The 13264-nt window shown below is 45.0% G+C and carries 14 protein-coding genes and 1 pseudogene; 13 read left to right on the forward strand and 2 right to left on the reverse strand.

The annotated features are described in order from the left end of the window. The first annotated feature begins 45 nt into the window (after window positions 1-45). Complete coding sequence (locus M4I42_RS00920; protein WP_066324064.1) at window positions 46-447, forward strand: MerR family transcriptional regulator; 402 nt, start codon at window positions 46-48, stop codon at window positions 445-447. A 53-nt stretch (window positions 448-500) separates the two neighbouring features. Then, entirely contained in the window at window positions 501-1835 is a 1335-nt protein-coding gene (glnA, locus tag M4I42_RS00925; RefSeq protein ID WP_268850393.1) for a type I glutamate--ammonia ligase, read from the forward strand. A 233-nt stretch (window positions 1836-2068) separates the two neighbouring features. On the opposite strand, the gene lexA is transcribed toward glnA, so the two are convergent. Further along, window positions 2069-2692 carry a transcriptional repressor LexA gene (lexA, locus tag M4I42_RS00930; protein ID WP_268850394.1) on the reverse strand — a complete coding sequence of 208 codons (624 nt, stop codon included), beginning with the start codon at window positions 2690-2692 and terminating at the stop codon, window positions 2069-2071. Between the two features lie 154 nt (window positions 2693-2846). On the opposite strand from lexA, the gene yneA reads away from it, so the two are divergent. The 8 genes and pseudogenes from yneA (at window position 2847) to M4I42_RS00970 (ending at window position 11053) form a co-directional block, all read left to right on the forward strand. Then, window positions 2847-3146, forward strand: a complete 300-nt coding sequence (gene yneA / locus M4I42_RS00935; protein WP_268850395.1) for a cell division suppressor protein YneA — start codon at window positions 2847-2849, stop codon at window positions 3144-3146. 16 nt (window positions 3147-3162) lie between these two features. Continuing rightward, the gene (locus M4I42_RS00940; RefSeq protein WP_268850396.1) at window positions 3163-3807 is read left to right on the forward strand and encodes a YneB family resolvase-like protein; all 645 of its coding nucleotides are present in this window, start codon (window positions 3163-3165) and stop codon (window positions 3805-3807) included. A 66-nt stretch (window positions 3808-3873) separates the two neighbouring features. Continuing rightward, on the forward strand, window positions 3874-4104 hold the full coding sequence (locus tag M4I42_RS00945; RefSeq protein ID WP_268850453.1) for a DUF896 domain-containing protein: 231 nt from the start codon (window positions 3874-3876) through the stop codon (window positions 4102-4104). Window positions 4105-4228: 124 nt separating this feature from the next. Beyond that, window positions 4229-6235: a transketolase gene (tkt, locus tag M4I42_RS00950; protein WP_268850397.1), complete on the forward strand. Its 2007-nt coding sequence runs from the start codon at window positions 4229-4231 to the stop codon at window positions 6233-6235. Window positions 6236-6662: 427 nt separating this feature from the next. Continuing rightward, the gene (gene sirA / locus M4I42_RS00955; RefSeq protein WP_268850398.1) at window positions 6663-7103 is read left to right on the forward strand and encodes a sporulation inhibitor of replication protein SirA; all 441 of its coding nucleotides are present in this window, start codon (window positions 6663-6665) and stop codon (window positions 7101-7103) included. 86 nt (window positions 7104-7189) lie between these two features. Beyond that, window positions 7190-7402 (forward strand): YneF family protein, encoded by a 213-nt coding sequence (locus tag M4I42_RS00960; RefSeq protein ID WP_268850399.1) that lies wholly within the window; start codon window positions 7190-7192, stop codon window positions 7400-7402. Between the two features lie 120 nt (window positions 7403-7522). Then, window positions 7523-9289: an ABC transporter transmembrane domain-containing protein gene (locus tag M4I42_RS00965; RefSeq protein ID WP_268850400.1), complete on the forward strand. Its 1767-nt coding sequence runs from the start codon at window positions 7523-7525 to the stop codon at window positions 9287-9289. Continuing rightward, a pseudogene (locus tag M4I42_RS00970) lies at window positions 9274-11053 on the forward strand (ABC transporter ATP-binding protein). The gene M4I42_RS00965 and the pseudogene M4I42_RS00970 overlap by 16 nt, the downstream one beginning before the upstream one ends. An 84-nt stretch (window positions 11054-11137) precedes the next feature. Here M4I42_RS00970 and M4I42_RS00975 read toward each other — a convergent pair. Continuing rightward, window positions 11138-11317, reverse strand: a complete 180-nt coding sequence (locus M4I42_RS00975; RefSeq protein WP_268850401.1) for an aspartyl-phosphate phosphatase Spo0E family protein — start codon at window positions 11315-11317, stop codon at window positions 11138-11140. 196 nt (window positions 11318-11513) lie between these two features. Here M4I42_RS00975 and M4I42_RS00980 point away from each other — a divergent pair, with 196 nt between their 5' ends. The 3 genes from M4I42_RS00980 to M4I42_RS00990 all read left to right on the forward strand — a co-directional run bounded on the left by M4I42_RS00980 (window position 11514) and on the right by M4I42_RS00990 (window position 13256). Then, window positions 11514-12221, forward strand: coding sequence for a cytochrome c biogenesis CcdA family protein (locus tag M4I42_RS00980; RefSeq protein ID WP_268850402.1), 708 nt, complete (start codon window positions 11514-11516; stop codon window positions 12219-12221). A gap of 128 nt (window positions 12222-12349) precedes the next feature. Then, window positions 12350-12709, forward strand: a complete 360-nt coding sequence (locus tag M4I42_RS00985; protein ID WP_328284573.1) for a response regulator — start codon at window positions 12350-12352, stop codon at window positions 12707-12709. A gap of 64 nt (window positions 12710-12773) precedes the next feature. Further along, a complete protein-coding gene (locus M4I42_RS00990) occupies window positions 12774-13256 on the forward strand; it encodes a CcdC family protein (protein ID WP_268850403.1) in 483 nt (160 codons plus the stop codon). Window positions 13257-13264 lie beyond the last annotated feature (8 nt).

Consider the following 13264-nt stretch of genomic DNA (forward strand, 5'->3'; position numbering starts at 1 on the left):
CAGATAATAAAATAAAAGTACTTGAATGATAAGGAGGAATTTGACATGAGTAGCAACATTCGCCGTTCAATGCCGTTGTTTCCGATTGGCATTGTCATGCAGTTAACTGAGTTGTCTGCTCGTCAAATCCGCTACTATGAAGAACACGGCCTCGTGTCTCCTGCACGAACAGAAGGAAATCGTCGCCTCTTTTCGTTTAACGATGTTGATCGCCTTCTAGAAATTAAAGATTTAATTGATCAAGGGGTAAACTTGGCCGGAATCAAACAAATTTTCGCATCTCGTCAAGCATTCCAACAAGAACCGACGGAGAAAGTCGAAAAAGTCGTCAAACAACAACTATCGGACGAAGAGCTGCGGAAATTGTTGCGAGCGGAGTTGATACAAGCGGGTCGTTTCAATCGCGCATCGCTTCGTCAAGGTGACATTGCACGCTTTTTCCATTAATACGTGGGTTATGTTTTTCACATAAAATTTTTTAACAAATTGGAGGGTTTTTAATGACGAAGTATACAAGAGAAGACATTGTCCGCATTGTGAAGGAAGAGAACGTCAAGTATATCCGCCTGCAATTTACGGATATTCTTGGCACGATTAAAAACGTGGAAATTCCAATTAGCCAGCTCGAAAAAGCGTTAGACAACAAAATTATGTTTGACGGCTCTTCCATCGAAGGATTTGTCCGCATTGAAGAATCAGATATGTATTTATATCCGGACCTAGACACCTTCGTCATTTTCCCATGGACAGCGGAAAAAGGAAAAGTTGCCCGCTTTATTTGCGACATTTACAATCCGGACGGTACGCCGTTTGAAGGCTGCCCGCGCTACAACTTAAAGCGGATGTTAAAAGAAATGGAAGCGCTCGGCTTCACTGCATTTAACCTTGGACCAGAGCCAGAGTTTTTCTTATTTAAGCTTGATGAAAACGGCAATCCGACGCTTGAGTTAAACGACAACGGCGGCTATTTCGACTTAGCACCGACGGATTTAGGGGAAAACTGCCGCCGCGACATCGTACTAGAACTAGAAGAAATGGGCTTTGAAATCGAAGCGTCTCACCACGAAGTGGCACCAGGTCAACATGAAATCGACTTTAAATATGCAAACGCTGTGAAAGCGTGTGACGACATTCAAACATTTAAACTTGTCGTCAAAACAGTCGCGCGCAAACACGGCTTGCATGCGACATTTATGCCAAAACCGTTATTCGGCGTCAATGGTTCCGGTATGCATTGCAACTTGTCGCTCTTTAGAAACAACGAAAATGCGTTTTTTGATCCAAATGGTGATTTGCAATTGAGCGACGTCGCTCGCCAGTTTATTGCCGGCGTGTTGAAACATGCGCCAAACTTTACGGCGGTAACGAACCCGACGGTCAACTCGTATAAGCGCCTTGTTCCTGGGTATGAAGCGCCTTGTTATGTCGCGTGGTCGGCGCGCAACCGCAGCCCGCTTATCCGCATCCCAGCATCGCGCGGCATGAGCACACGGATTGAAGTGCGCAGCGTTGACCCGGCAGCGAACCCATATTTAGCAATGGCTGTATTGCTTGCGGCCGGATTGGACGGAATTAAAAACAAATTAACACCTCCGGCTCCGGTTGATCGCAACATTTACGTCATGACAAAAGAAGAGCGCTTAGAAGAAGGCATCGTTGACTTGCCGTCTACATTGGCAGAAGCGCTCGAAAACTTAAAATCGGACGAAGTCATCGTCAACGCATTAGGGAAACATTTATTCGAACATTTCGTTGAAGCAAAAGAAATCGAATGGGATATGTTCCGCACCGCTGTTCATCAATGGGAACGCGATCAATATATGTCGTTATATTAAACAAAAAGGCTATCTCGCTAGCGAGATAGCCTTTTTTATCAATATCTCCTAAGGGGTGCTGCTGTCTAGCTTCAAGCACCATCGGCTCGAGTCGCTTCGCCCCGCGCTGCGGCGGCGACACATTGATTGGCTTCACTGAACTTACCTACGCAGAACCAAGCCATGCTTGGTTCGAGCTCTCCTCGACGGGGCTTGTGCGATCTTCGCCGATAGGCGGGCGCTTTCCGCTTTTCTTAATGAATCATGCGGTAAACACCGATTACTTTTCCGAGGATCGTCACCTCTTGCACAATAATGGGCTCCATATGTGGATTTTCCGGTTGCAAGCGGAAATGGCCTTGTTCTTTAAAAAAGCGTTTGACTGTTGCTTCGTTTTCTTCTGTCATTGCAACCACAATGTCTCCGTTATTGGCAAACTGCTGCTGGCGCACGATGACGTAATCCCCGTCCAATATGCCTGCTTCAATCATGCTATCGCCCATGACTTCAAGCATAAATACTTGTTCGCCGGACGGGACAAATCGTTCCGGAAGCGGAAAATAGTCTTCGACGTTTTCGATGGCTGTAATCGGCTGCCCGGCGGTCACTTTCCCGATGATCGGAACGTTGACGACGTGGCTTGGTTGAGCGAAAGAAACAAACTCCGGATCTAAAATTTCAATTGCGCGTGGCTTCGTCGGATCGCGGCGAATGTATCCTTTGCTTTCTAGTCGCGCTAAATGTCCGTGCACCGTGGAACTAGAGGCAAGTCCGACTGCTTCGCCAATTTCGCGGACGGATGGAGGATATCCTTTCGACTTCACTTCCGCTTTGATGAACTCTAAAATTTGCTGTTGGCGTTTGGAAAGTTTGGACATAGTACACACCTCTTACGCATCGTTTTTCTCATTATAGCATGGGAAATAGCGAAATACAAACATAAGTTCGAAAAATAGGTTGACACAAACAAACGTTCTGTCTATAATAAAAAACAAAAAAACGAACAAATATTCTGGTGAAGGGGGATGCTGGATGAAACTTGTTCATTATCTTGTATTTTCTTGTTTATCGTTTTTATTATTAGCGGGATTTGTCTATGCGAGTGATCCGGTCCAAAAAGAAAAATATGTCGAAATTACAGTGACACCTGGCGATACGCTTTGGGAGCTGGCTGATAAATATCGTTCTTCCCATCATCTTTCCACGAACGAATTCATTGATTGGGTGATGGACGTTAATCATTTGCCGAACGAAAAAATCGTCGCAGGTGAAAAGCTAGTTATCCCTGTGTTAAAATCAGAGGCGGACGACATGTTCGCCGTTAGCAAATAACGATGGGGATGGTTTCATGAACGCAATCATTTATTGCCGGGTCAGCACGGCGAAAGAAGAGCAAGAAACGTCGCTTGAACGACAGCGCGAAGAACTTGAGCGACTTGCTGCACAATACGGGTTTCACATCGTCAAAACGATTATGGAGCAGGCGAGCGGCTACGAAATCGAGCGTGAAGGCGTGCTAGAACTGTTAGATACGCTGAAGGAAGAAAAGATCGATGCCGTTTTAATTCAAGATGAAACACGGCTCGGACGAGGAAATGCAAGAATTGCCTTGCTTCATTGCATTCAAAAAGAAGGAGCAAGGCTATATACAGTCAGCCATAACGGGGAAATGCAGCTGTCGGAGGCGGATTCGATGGTGCTAAACATTTTAAGCATCGTTGAAGAATACCAGCGAAAAATACATAACTTAAAAATTAAACGCGGTATGCAAAAAGCGGTCGAACGTGGCTACCGACCGGAACGAAATTTGAAAAACGTCGGCGAGCATGCCGGAAGGGAACGGTTGGAACTGCCGGTGGAAGAAATTGTTCGGCTCCGCCATAACGGACTGACGTTTGCGGAAATTGCCGCTACACTCCGTGGCTTCGGGTACGATGTATCGAAGGCAACCGTCCATCGCCGCTATCAAGAATACGTCCGCCAAGGCGAGTAAGTTGCCAATTTCCTGCTTCTCTAGTAAGATGAAGGCGTAAAACTTGAGAAGAAATTAGGTGGAATGATGTTATCAGCACAAAAAATTGCCCGCATCAATGAATTGGCGAAAAAAGCAAAAACGACTGGGTTAACGGAGGAAGAGCGAGTCGAGCAGGCGGAACTGCGTGCCGAATATCTTCGCGCCTTTCGGCAGGCGATGACCGACACGCTTCACTCTGTAACCGTAATCGACCCAAACGGAAACGACGTGACGCCAAAAAAACTAAAAGACAGCAAAAAAAATCGGCTGCATTAATAATTGTGACAAAAGAAAGCATTCTAACAAACGGATGCTTTCTTTTTTTGAAAGAAAAGTTGTACTTTTTTCCTCACTTTCTATATGATAGAGATGATAGAACGAAACGAAAGGATGGATACACATGTCACAAACGATTGACCAATTGGCGATCACGACAATCCGAACGTTGTCGATTGATGCCATTGAAAAAGCGAACTCCGGCCATCCAGGAATGCCGATGGGCGCAGCACCGATGGCATATACGCTTTGGACGAGATTTATGAACCATAATCCGAGCAATCCAACATGGTTTAACCGTGACCGCTTTGTTTTATCGGCAGGGCATGGCTCGATGCTTTTATACAGCTTGCTTCATTTGAGCGGCTATGACGTGTCGATGGAAGACATTAAGCAATTCCGCCAATGGGGAAGCAAAACGCCTGGACACCCAGAATACGGCCATACGCCAGGAGTAGAAGCGACGACTGGTCCGCTTGGCCAAGGAATCGCGATGGCGGTCGGAATGGCGATGGCGGAGCGTCATTTAGCTGCTACATACAACAAAGACAATTTTGAAATTATTAACCACTACACATATGCGATTTGCGGCGATGGCGACTTAATGGAAGGGGTCGCTTCCGAAGCAGCTTCATTAGCAGGACATTTAAAACTTGGCCGTTTAATCGTACTGTACGATTCGAACGATATTTCTCTTGATGGCGAGTTAAATCTTTCGTTCTCCGAAAATGTCGGCCAACGTTTCCAAGCATACGGCTGGCAATACTTACGTGTGGAAGATGGAAATGATTTAGAAGAAATCGCTCAAGCGATTGCTGAAGCGCAAAAAGAATTAGATCGTCCGACGTTAATTGAAGTGAAAACGACGATCGGCTACGGATCGCCTAATAAAGCAGGCACTTCCGACGTTCACGGGGCGCCGCTCGGTGCAGAGGAATTAAAATTAACGAAAGAAGCGTACAAATGGACGTTTGCAGAAGATTTTTACGTGCCGGAAGAAGTATATGCCCACTTCCGTCAAGCCGTGCAAGAAGCAGGCGCGAAAAAAGAAGCGGAATGGAATGAATTGTTTGCGGCTTATAAACAAGCATATCCGGAGCTCGCGAATCAGTTAGAGCTTGCGATCGAAGGAAAGCTCCCGGAAGGATGGGGAGCAAACATACCAGTTTATCCAGAAGGGAAAAGCTTAGCGACGCGCGCTTCTTCAGGGGAAGTGCTCAATGCGATTGCGAAAGCTGTTCCATACTTCATTGGCGGCTCTGCCGACCTTGCCGGTTCCAATAAAACGCTCATTAAAGGTGCAGGCAATTTTATGCCGGAAAGCTACGAAGGGCGCAACATTTGGTTTGGCGTGCGCGAGTTTGCGATGGGCGCAGCGATGAATGGTATGGCGCTTCATGGCGGTGTCAAAGTATTCGGCGGTACGTTCTTTGTCTTCTCGGACTATTTGCGTCCAGCCATCCGCTTAGCGGCATTAATGGGCTTACCGGTAACGTATGTATTGACGCATGACAGCATCGCTGTCGGCGAAGACGGTCCGACGCATGAGCCGATCGAACAATTGCCATCGTTGCGCGCGATGCCGAACTTATCGGTGATTCGTCCGGCCGACGGCAATGAAACCGCAGCGGCGTGGCGCTTGGCAGTAGAATCAACGGATCGTCCGACAGCGCTTGTGTTGACAAGACAAAACTTACCGACGCTTGCGACAACGGCAGAACGTGCTTATGAAGGCGTGAAAAAAGGAGCGTATGTTGTGTCAGAAGCGGCAAACGGCAACCCGGAAGCATTGTTGCTTGCATCTGGATCAGAAGTGAGCCTTGCAGTGGAGGCGCAAAAAACGTTAGCTGTTGAAGGCATTCACGTTTCCGTCATCAGCATGCCATCGTGGGATCGGTTCGAACAGCAGCCGCAAGACTACAAAGAACAAGTGTTGCCGCCGCACGTGAAAAAACGTTTGGCGATCGAAATGGCTGCTTCGCTCGGTTGGGAGCGCTATACAGGCGATGAAGGCGACATTTTAGCAATCGACCGATTTGGCGCGTCAGCACCAGGCGAAAAAATTATGGAAGAATACGGATTTACGGTTGACAACGTTGTCCAACGCGTCAAAGCGTTGCTGAATAAATAAGCGAAAAGCTGCCCTAAAATGGGGCGGCTTTTTTCATCGTTTGGCTTCGAGGGCTAACCAGTCGCCTCCGCTTTTCTTTGTCTAGCTGCGAACTAACATCCTCCTCCGCTTTGCTTTCGCCGTCGACGTGCACGGCACGTCTCGTCGAAAGCTTACGCTTCCGTCGGATGTTTCCTTGGCTTGAGCCAAGGACCGTTCTCCGCTTTTCGTGTCTAGCTTCGGCTCCTAGCTCTCTTGTGCCAAGCAACCTTCCTCCGTCGAAGCAAAAAGCGCTTCTCGTCGGAAGAACGCTTGGCTTCGAGAGCTGGACAGTCGCCTCCGCTTTTCTTTTGTTCGACAAAACTAGAGAAAAATTTTTTCACCAATAGACATATTTTTCCCGTTTCTTTTTCTATAATGAAGAAAAAAGAAGAATGGGGGACGAACGGTGGCGCGTTACTGGATTTATTTATTTTGTGATGAAGTAGCTTATAGCTACTATCATCGTCCAGAGAAAATTGTGGAATTGTTGCGGGAATATCAGTATCAAACAGCTCCGCTAAAAAGCATTTATCACCAACAAATCGAATTTATTACGGAACGCATTTCCTTTTCACGGCTCGAGTTAGGGCTCAACGAACATTTTTCAGGAAAAGTTGAAAAAAATTTAGAACGGAATATGTTCGTACTGAAAGATGAACAGATGAAGGAAGAAGCGCTTATTATTGTCCAGAAACGACGGCTGTTGCTTGTAAGCGAGCATGCAGCGCTAACTGAGCGGATTTTTCAAGCGTTTTCGCACATCTCACCGTTCTTTTTGGCAGTCGATATCCATTTTCATCATCATCAATGGCTCCTTCCGGTGGCGAATGAAAGAAAATTTGCGTAAATAAAAGATTTTTACGGGGAAATATTGTATAATAGCGCATTGTTTAGTACACTGTTAGGTAGACAACATGAAGGAGGAAAAATAGTATGTGGACAACGATTCTCGTTGGCGTTCTAGCGCTTGCCGCTGGAGTGGCGCTAGGATTTTTCATTGCCCGTAAAACGATGATGAACTATTTAAAGAAAAACCCACCAATTAACGAACAAATGATTCGCATGATGATGATGCAAATGGGAATGACACCATCCCAAAAGAAAATCAATCAAATGATGAAAGCGATGAACAATCAGCTGAAATAAAAACGATGGACAGGCACTCTGCGGAGTGTCTTTTTGTTTTTTCTTTCAAAAAATGTATATTTTTGCTATAATAATGTAACGTGTTACCTATATTGGAATTTAGACAGAAGGGGAGAGAGAATGAAGGTTTTTCTCGATTTGTTTTGGTTTTTTCGCCAAGAGAAAAAAGCGTACATTACGGGGGTATGTTTATTAATTATCGTCGCTTTATTGGAGTTAGTCCCGCCTAAAATTATTGGTCTTATGGTCGATCATATAAAAAATGGGAACGTTACAGCGAGTATTCTCGGAAAATGGCTGTTCGTGTTGCTCATTGTCGCTATTTTATTGTATATGTTGCGCTATTTTTGGCGCATTTGCATTTTCGGTGCATCGGCAAAACTTTCCCGCCAACTTCGCAACGAACTATATGCCCATTTTACGAAAATGTCCCCTTCGTTTTATCAACGGAAGCGGATTGGCGATTTAATGGCGCACGCTACGAACGATTTGCAGGCCATTCAACAGACGGCAGGGACGGGAGTGTTGACGCTTGTTGACTCGCTTTCGCTAGGTGGATTTGTACTAGTGACGATGGCAGTTACGATCAGTTGGAAGCTGACGCTAATCAGCCTACTTCCGATGCCGGTGATGGCGATCGCGACGAGCCGCTACGGAACGTTGCTTCACGAACGATTTTTAAAAGCGCAAGAAGCGTTTTCTTCGTTAAATGATAAAGTGCAAGAAAGCGTGAGCGGCATAAAAGTCATCAGGGCGTTTGGTTATGAAAAAGAAGATGTTGAATCATTCCGACAAAAATCGGAGGAAGTAGTAAAAGAAAATATAGCGGTGGCAAAAATCGATGCCCTCTTTGATCCGACGATTTCGCTCGTTGTCGGCGTGTCATTTTTTTTAGCGATCGTCTTTGGCGCGCAAATGGTGTTGAACGGGGAATTAACGATCGGTGAACTCGTTTCCTTTACAACTTATTTAGGCTTGCTCATTTGGCCAATGCTCGCGTTTGGCTGGTTGTTTAATATTGTCGAACGGGGGCGCGCTTCGTATGATCGTGTGCGTCAGTTGTTGGAGGAAAAGGAAGAAGTGAAGGAAGCAAAACAAGCGATTACTGTTCCACCGAGCGGCGACATTACATACGCGATACAACGTTTTGCGTATCCGAATGACGCTTCTTTTGCTCTTCAACATATTCATTTTACGTTAAAGCGTGGAGAAACGCTTGGAATTGTCGGGAAGACAGGGGCGGGGAAAACGACATTGTTGAAGCTTTTGATTCGTGAGTATGATCAGTATGACGGGCGCATTATATTTGGTGCGCATGAAATTAGCGAATATGCGCTTCGGGCGTTACGGGCCGCCATTGGTTACGTGCCGCAAGATCATTTTTTATTTTCCGCTACCGTCAAAGAAAATATTGCGTTCGCCTCTCCAGAAGCAACGGACGAAGAAGTGATCGAAGCGGCGAAGCTCGCGCATATTCATGACGATATCATTCAATTTGCCAACGGCTATGATACAGTAGTCGGTGAACGAGGCGTATCGCTTTCTGGAGGACAGAAACAGCGCATTTCGATCGCCCGCGCCCTTTTACTTGACCCGGAAGTACTCCTATTAGATGATTCTCTTTCTGCCGTGGATGCCAAAACGGAAGAGCGCATTTTAACGGTGTTAAAAGAGAAACGAAAAGGGAAAACGACGATCATTACGTCCCATCGGTTAAGTGCCATTCAGCATGCTGATCTTATCCTTGTATTAGACAGCGGCCGAATCATTCAGATGGGTACACATGAAAGGTTAATGAAGGAACGCGGCTGGTATCGTGATATGTATGAACGTCAACAGCTTGAATCGTTGGTGGAACAAGGGGGAGAAGCATGGAGAAATCATTAACACCAAAAGAGCAACGCCAAGTGTTATGGCGGTTGCTTTCATACATGAAAACGGAACGGAAAACGGCTATCGTTGCCTTTTTTCTATTGATCACGGCGACAACTTTTGAACTGGCTGGTCCATATTTAGTCAAAATCTTTATTGACGACTACTTAGTTCCACGGCGTCTTGCCGTTCGTCCGCTTGTCCTGTTAGCCGTTATTTATTTCGGGACAGTGGTGATCAAAACGATTGTCACGTATTTTCAGCTTGTCAAGTTTCAAGAAATTGCTTTGCGTGTGATTCAAACGTTACGCATGGATGTATTTACGAAAATGCACGCGCTTGGCATGCGCTATTTTGACCAAACGCCAGGAGGAAGTATCGTATCGCGCGTCACAAATGACACGGAAGCGATTAATAGAGATGTTTGTGGAAGTGCTAGCGAGCTTTGTGCAAAATGGGGTATTTGTGTGCGGGATTTTTGTGGCGATGTTTTTATTGGACGCGAAGCTTGCGCTTTATTGCCTTTTCCTGCTTCCGGTTATTTGGTGGCTCATCAAAACGTACCGTCACTATAGCTCGATTTTTTATAAAGACATGCGTGAGCGGTTGAGCGAACTAAACGCCAAATTAAACGAATCGTTGCAAGGGATGGCAATTATTCAAGTCTTTCGGCAAGAAGAGCGTATGCGGAAAGAATTTGCGAAAATTAACGACCTTCATTACCGTGCAGGCTTGAAAAATATTAAGCTTGACGGGTTGTTGCTGCGGCCGGCGATCGATGTTGTTTACATTGTGGCGATTATGGTTGTGCTCAGCTTCTTTGGAGTATCCGCAATGGAAAGCCCGGTGGAAATCGGGGTGCTTTATGCCTTTGTCAATTATTTAGAGCGCTTTTTTGAGCCGATTAACCAAATGATGATGCGCCTTTCATTTTACCAGCAAGCAATTATTTCTGGTTCGCGCCTGTTTGCGTTTCTTGATCTTACAGAATTGGCGCCGAAAGCGACAACGTCTTCTGCGGCAATTTCAGCAGGAAAAATAGAGTTTCGCAACGTGAGTTTTTCATACGACGGCAAACAAGACGTGTTGCGGAACATTTCGTTTATTGTTCAGCCAGGAGAAACGGTCGCGCTTGTCGGGCATACAGGGAGCGGAAAAAGTTCGATCGCCAATTTGCTCATGCGGTTTTATGAATTTGACCGCGGCGAGATTCTCATCGACGGTGTGTCGATTCGCGAGTATTCGAACGAAGAATTGCGGAAAAACATCGGCCTTGTGTTGCAAGACCCATTTTTGTTTTACGGAACGATTCGCGACAATATACGCATGTACAACAAGCAGCTGACGGACGAACAGCTAATGGAAGCAGCACGTTGCGTGCAAGCGCATGAGTTCATTGAAAAATTGCCGCAACAATATGAGCATCAAGTAGTCGAACGTGGAGCAGCATTTTCGAGCGGCCAGCGCCAACTAATCGCATTTGCGCGCACGCTCGCTATTCAGCCGAAAGTGCTTGTGCTAGATGAAGCGACAGCCCATATTGATACAGAAACAGAAGAAGCCATTCAACAGGCGCTGAACAACATGAGGAAAGGGAGGACAACGATTGCGATCGCCCATCGCCTGTCCACCATTCAAGATGCCGATCAAATACTTGTACTCCATCGAGGGGAGATTGTTGAGCGAGGGACCCATCAACAACTATTAGCGCAGAGAGGGCTTTATTATAGCATGTACATGTTGCAAAACGGGCAAATCGATGTCGAAAATTGCGTGTAAACGATATTTTTCCTAGAAAAATAACGGATCCATGAGCAGTCATTTTCATGCTCGGGTGGCGAGCAAAACTTGCTCATGGATGTTTTATTGGGGAGAGAGGCGTTTCGTCTTTTTGTACATATATTCATTATATTGGTTAAGCAGCGAGTCGAGCTCTTGGCTAAGTTGAATCGTTACCGCTGCGTTCAGCCCGCTTTTGGCGACCATTTCCATTAATTCTATTCGTTTTTTTTCAATGAGCCGGAGTATTTCTTGTTTTGACACGGAAGAACAAGTCCTTTCTTTGTAGAGATCAGCATAGATTGCGAAGCAACGATGTATTTATGCAGGTATTATATACTATTTTGGCAATTAATTCAAAAGGGAAAATTTATTTTTTTACATTTACGAAGCAGAAAATAACAAGAAAATATATTTTTTTGCTAAAATAAGAAGAAAACAGAGTCAGGGGTTGGATCGAATGACAGATATAAATGTTTTTTTAGCGTTTGGAGCAGGATTTTTATCGTTTATTTCACCATGCTGTTTGCCGCTTTATCCCGCGTTTTTATCGTATATTACCGGGGTATCGGTCGGCGAGTTGCAATCGGAGCAGGCGATGCTACAAAAGCGCAGCTTATTACATACGCTGTTTTTCTTGCTTGGTTTTTCGCTTATTTTTATTTCGATCGGCTTCGGTACATCGCTGATCGGTGAATGGTTTAAACAATATCAAGATTTTATTCGACAAATTGGTGCGATTTTAATCATTTTTTTCGGTTTTGTTATTGTCGGTGTATTTAAACCTAGCTTTTTAATGAAAGATCATCGGATTTCGTTTCGCAGCCGCCCGTCGGGGTATATTGGTTCAGTGTTGATCGGAATGGCGTTTGCCGCAGGGTGGACACCGTGTACAGGCCCGATTTTAGTGTCGGTCATTGCGCTGGCTGCAACGAATCCAGGCTCAGGAATGTTGTATATGGCTGCATACTCTCTAGGGTTTGCGGTCCCGTTTTTCCTGTTGTCATTTTTCTTGGGCAAAATGCAATGGATTCGTCGTCATCATGTCAAAATAACGAAAATCGGCGGATATGTGATGATCGTGATGGGGATTGTTCTTTTCTTTGATTGGATGACAAAAATCATCGTCTATACAACAAGTATTTTTGGTGGATTTACCGGGTTTTGATGTCAAAAACGATCATTTATTGTCACTATATTTAAGTTGAAATTTTATATTAAATTCGTTACATTGTTGCATAGGACTGTTAACCCGTTATGCGCATACGATGTTTTTTAGCTAATAGGGGGATGATTATGGCGAAAGTATTGATTGTCGACGATGCAAAATTTATGAGAATGACATTGTCGAACATTTTAAAAAAGGCAAACTATGAAGTTGTTGGAGAAGGGGAAAACGGAAAGGAAGCTGTTGAGTTATATCGAACATTGCAGCCAGATATTGTGACGTTAGATATTACGATGCCGGTGATGAACGGAATTGAAGCGGTAAAAGCGATTAAACAAATGGATCCGCAAGCAAAAATTATTATGTGCTCTGCGATGGGACAGCAAAAAATGGTCGTGGAAGCGATCGAAGCGGGAGCAGTTGATTTTATCGTCAAACCGTTTGAAGAAAGTCGTGTCATCGAAGCGCTTTCTCGTGCGTTAATGTAGAGAAAGTATGCGCAATTTGGTTATAATTAGGATCTCGAAATTTAGCAGCAAAGGATGATTACCCTTGGCAATTGCAAGTTCAGTAGTAGCGGTGATGATGGCATTTCTTATTTTGTTCGTGCGGATGAAAGCGGCGAAAAAGCCAACGAATGCAAAAAAAATTATTTTACCACCTATTTTTATGAGCACTGGCTCGCTTATGTTTTTAAATCCACTGTTTCGTGTGACGCGAGGAGAGCTTATCGAAGCGATCGTGCTCGGAGCCTTTTTCTCGATTTTTCTCATTAAAACATCGAAGTTTGAAATTCGCGACAACCATATTTATTTAAAGCGATCTAAAGCGTTTGTGTGGATTTTAGTAGGATTAATTGTCATTCGGCTGGCGCTAAAATCGTATTTAGGCAGAACGATTGACTACCATCAGCTAAGCGGAATGTTTTATTTATTGGCGTTTGCGATGATCGTTCCTTGGCGGGTGGCGATGTATGTTTCCTACAAACGCCTCGAAAGACAGTTGAAATATGACCCGACGATTCGGTTGACATAACAAAAAGA

This window comes from Anoxybacillus sp. J5B_2022, from assembly GCF_026847645.1.
In the GTDB taxonomy this organism is placed as follows: Bacteria; Bacillota; Bacilli; order Bacillales; family Anoxybacillaceae; genus Anoxybacteroides.

What these genes read in the sequence shown, in the direction of transcription:
- M4I42_RS00945 (WP_268850453.1), top strand. Translation starts at nt 3,874, where the DNA reads ATGTTATCAGCACAAAAAATTGCCCGCATCAATGAATTGGCGAAAAAA.
- M4I42_RS00940 (WP_268850396.1), top strand. Translation starts at nt 3,163, where the DNA reads ATGAACGCAATCATTTATTGCCGGGTCAGCACGGCGAAAGAAGAGCAA.
- tkt (WP_268850397.1), top strand. Translation starts at nt 4,229, where the DNA reads ATGTCACAAACGATTGACCAATTGGCGATCACGACAATCCGAACGTTG.
- M4I42_RS00960 (WP_268850399.1), top strand. Translation starts at nt 7,190, where the DNA reads ATGTGGACAACGATTCTCGTTGGCGTTCTAGCGCTTGCCGCTGGAGTG.
- yneA (WP_268850395.1), top strand. Translation starts at nt 2,847, where the DNA reads ATGAAACTTGTTCATTATCTTGTATTTTCTTGTTTATCGTTTTTATTA.
- M4I42_RS00980 (WP_268850402.1), top strand. Translation starts at nt 11,514, where the DNA reads ATGACAGATATAAATGTTTTTTTAGCGTTTGGAGCAGGATTTTTATCG.
- M4I42_RS00965 (WP_268850400.1), top strand. Translation starts at nt 7,523, where the DNA reads ATGAAGGTTTTTCTCGATTTGTTTTGGTTTTTTCGCCAAGAGAAAAAA.
- lexA (WP_268850394.1), bottom strand. Translation starts at nt 2,692, where the DNA reads ATGTCCAAACTTTCCAAACGCCAACAGCAAATTTTAGAGTTCATCAAA.
- M4I42_RS00985 (WP_328284573.1), top strand. Translation starts at nt 12,350, where the DNA reads ATGGCGAAAGTATTGATTGTCGACGATGCAAAATTTATGAGAATGACA.
- M4I42_RS00920 (WP_066324064.1), top strand. Translation starts at nt 46, where the DNA reads ATGAGTAGCAACATTCGCCGTTCAATGCCGTTGTTTCCGATTGGCATT.
- glnA (WP_268850393.1), top strand. Translation starts at nt 501, where the DNA reads ATGACGAAGTATACAAGAGAAGACATTGTCCGCATTGTGAAGGAAGAG.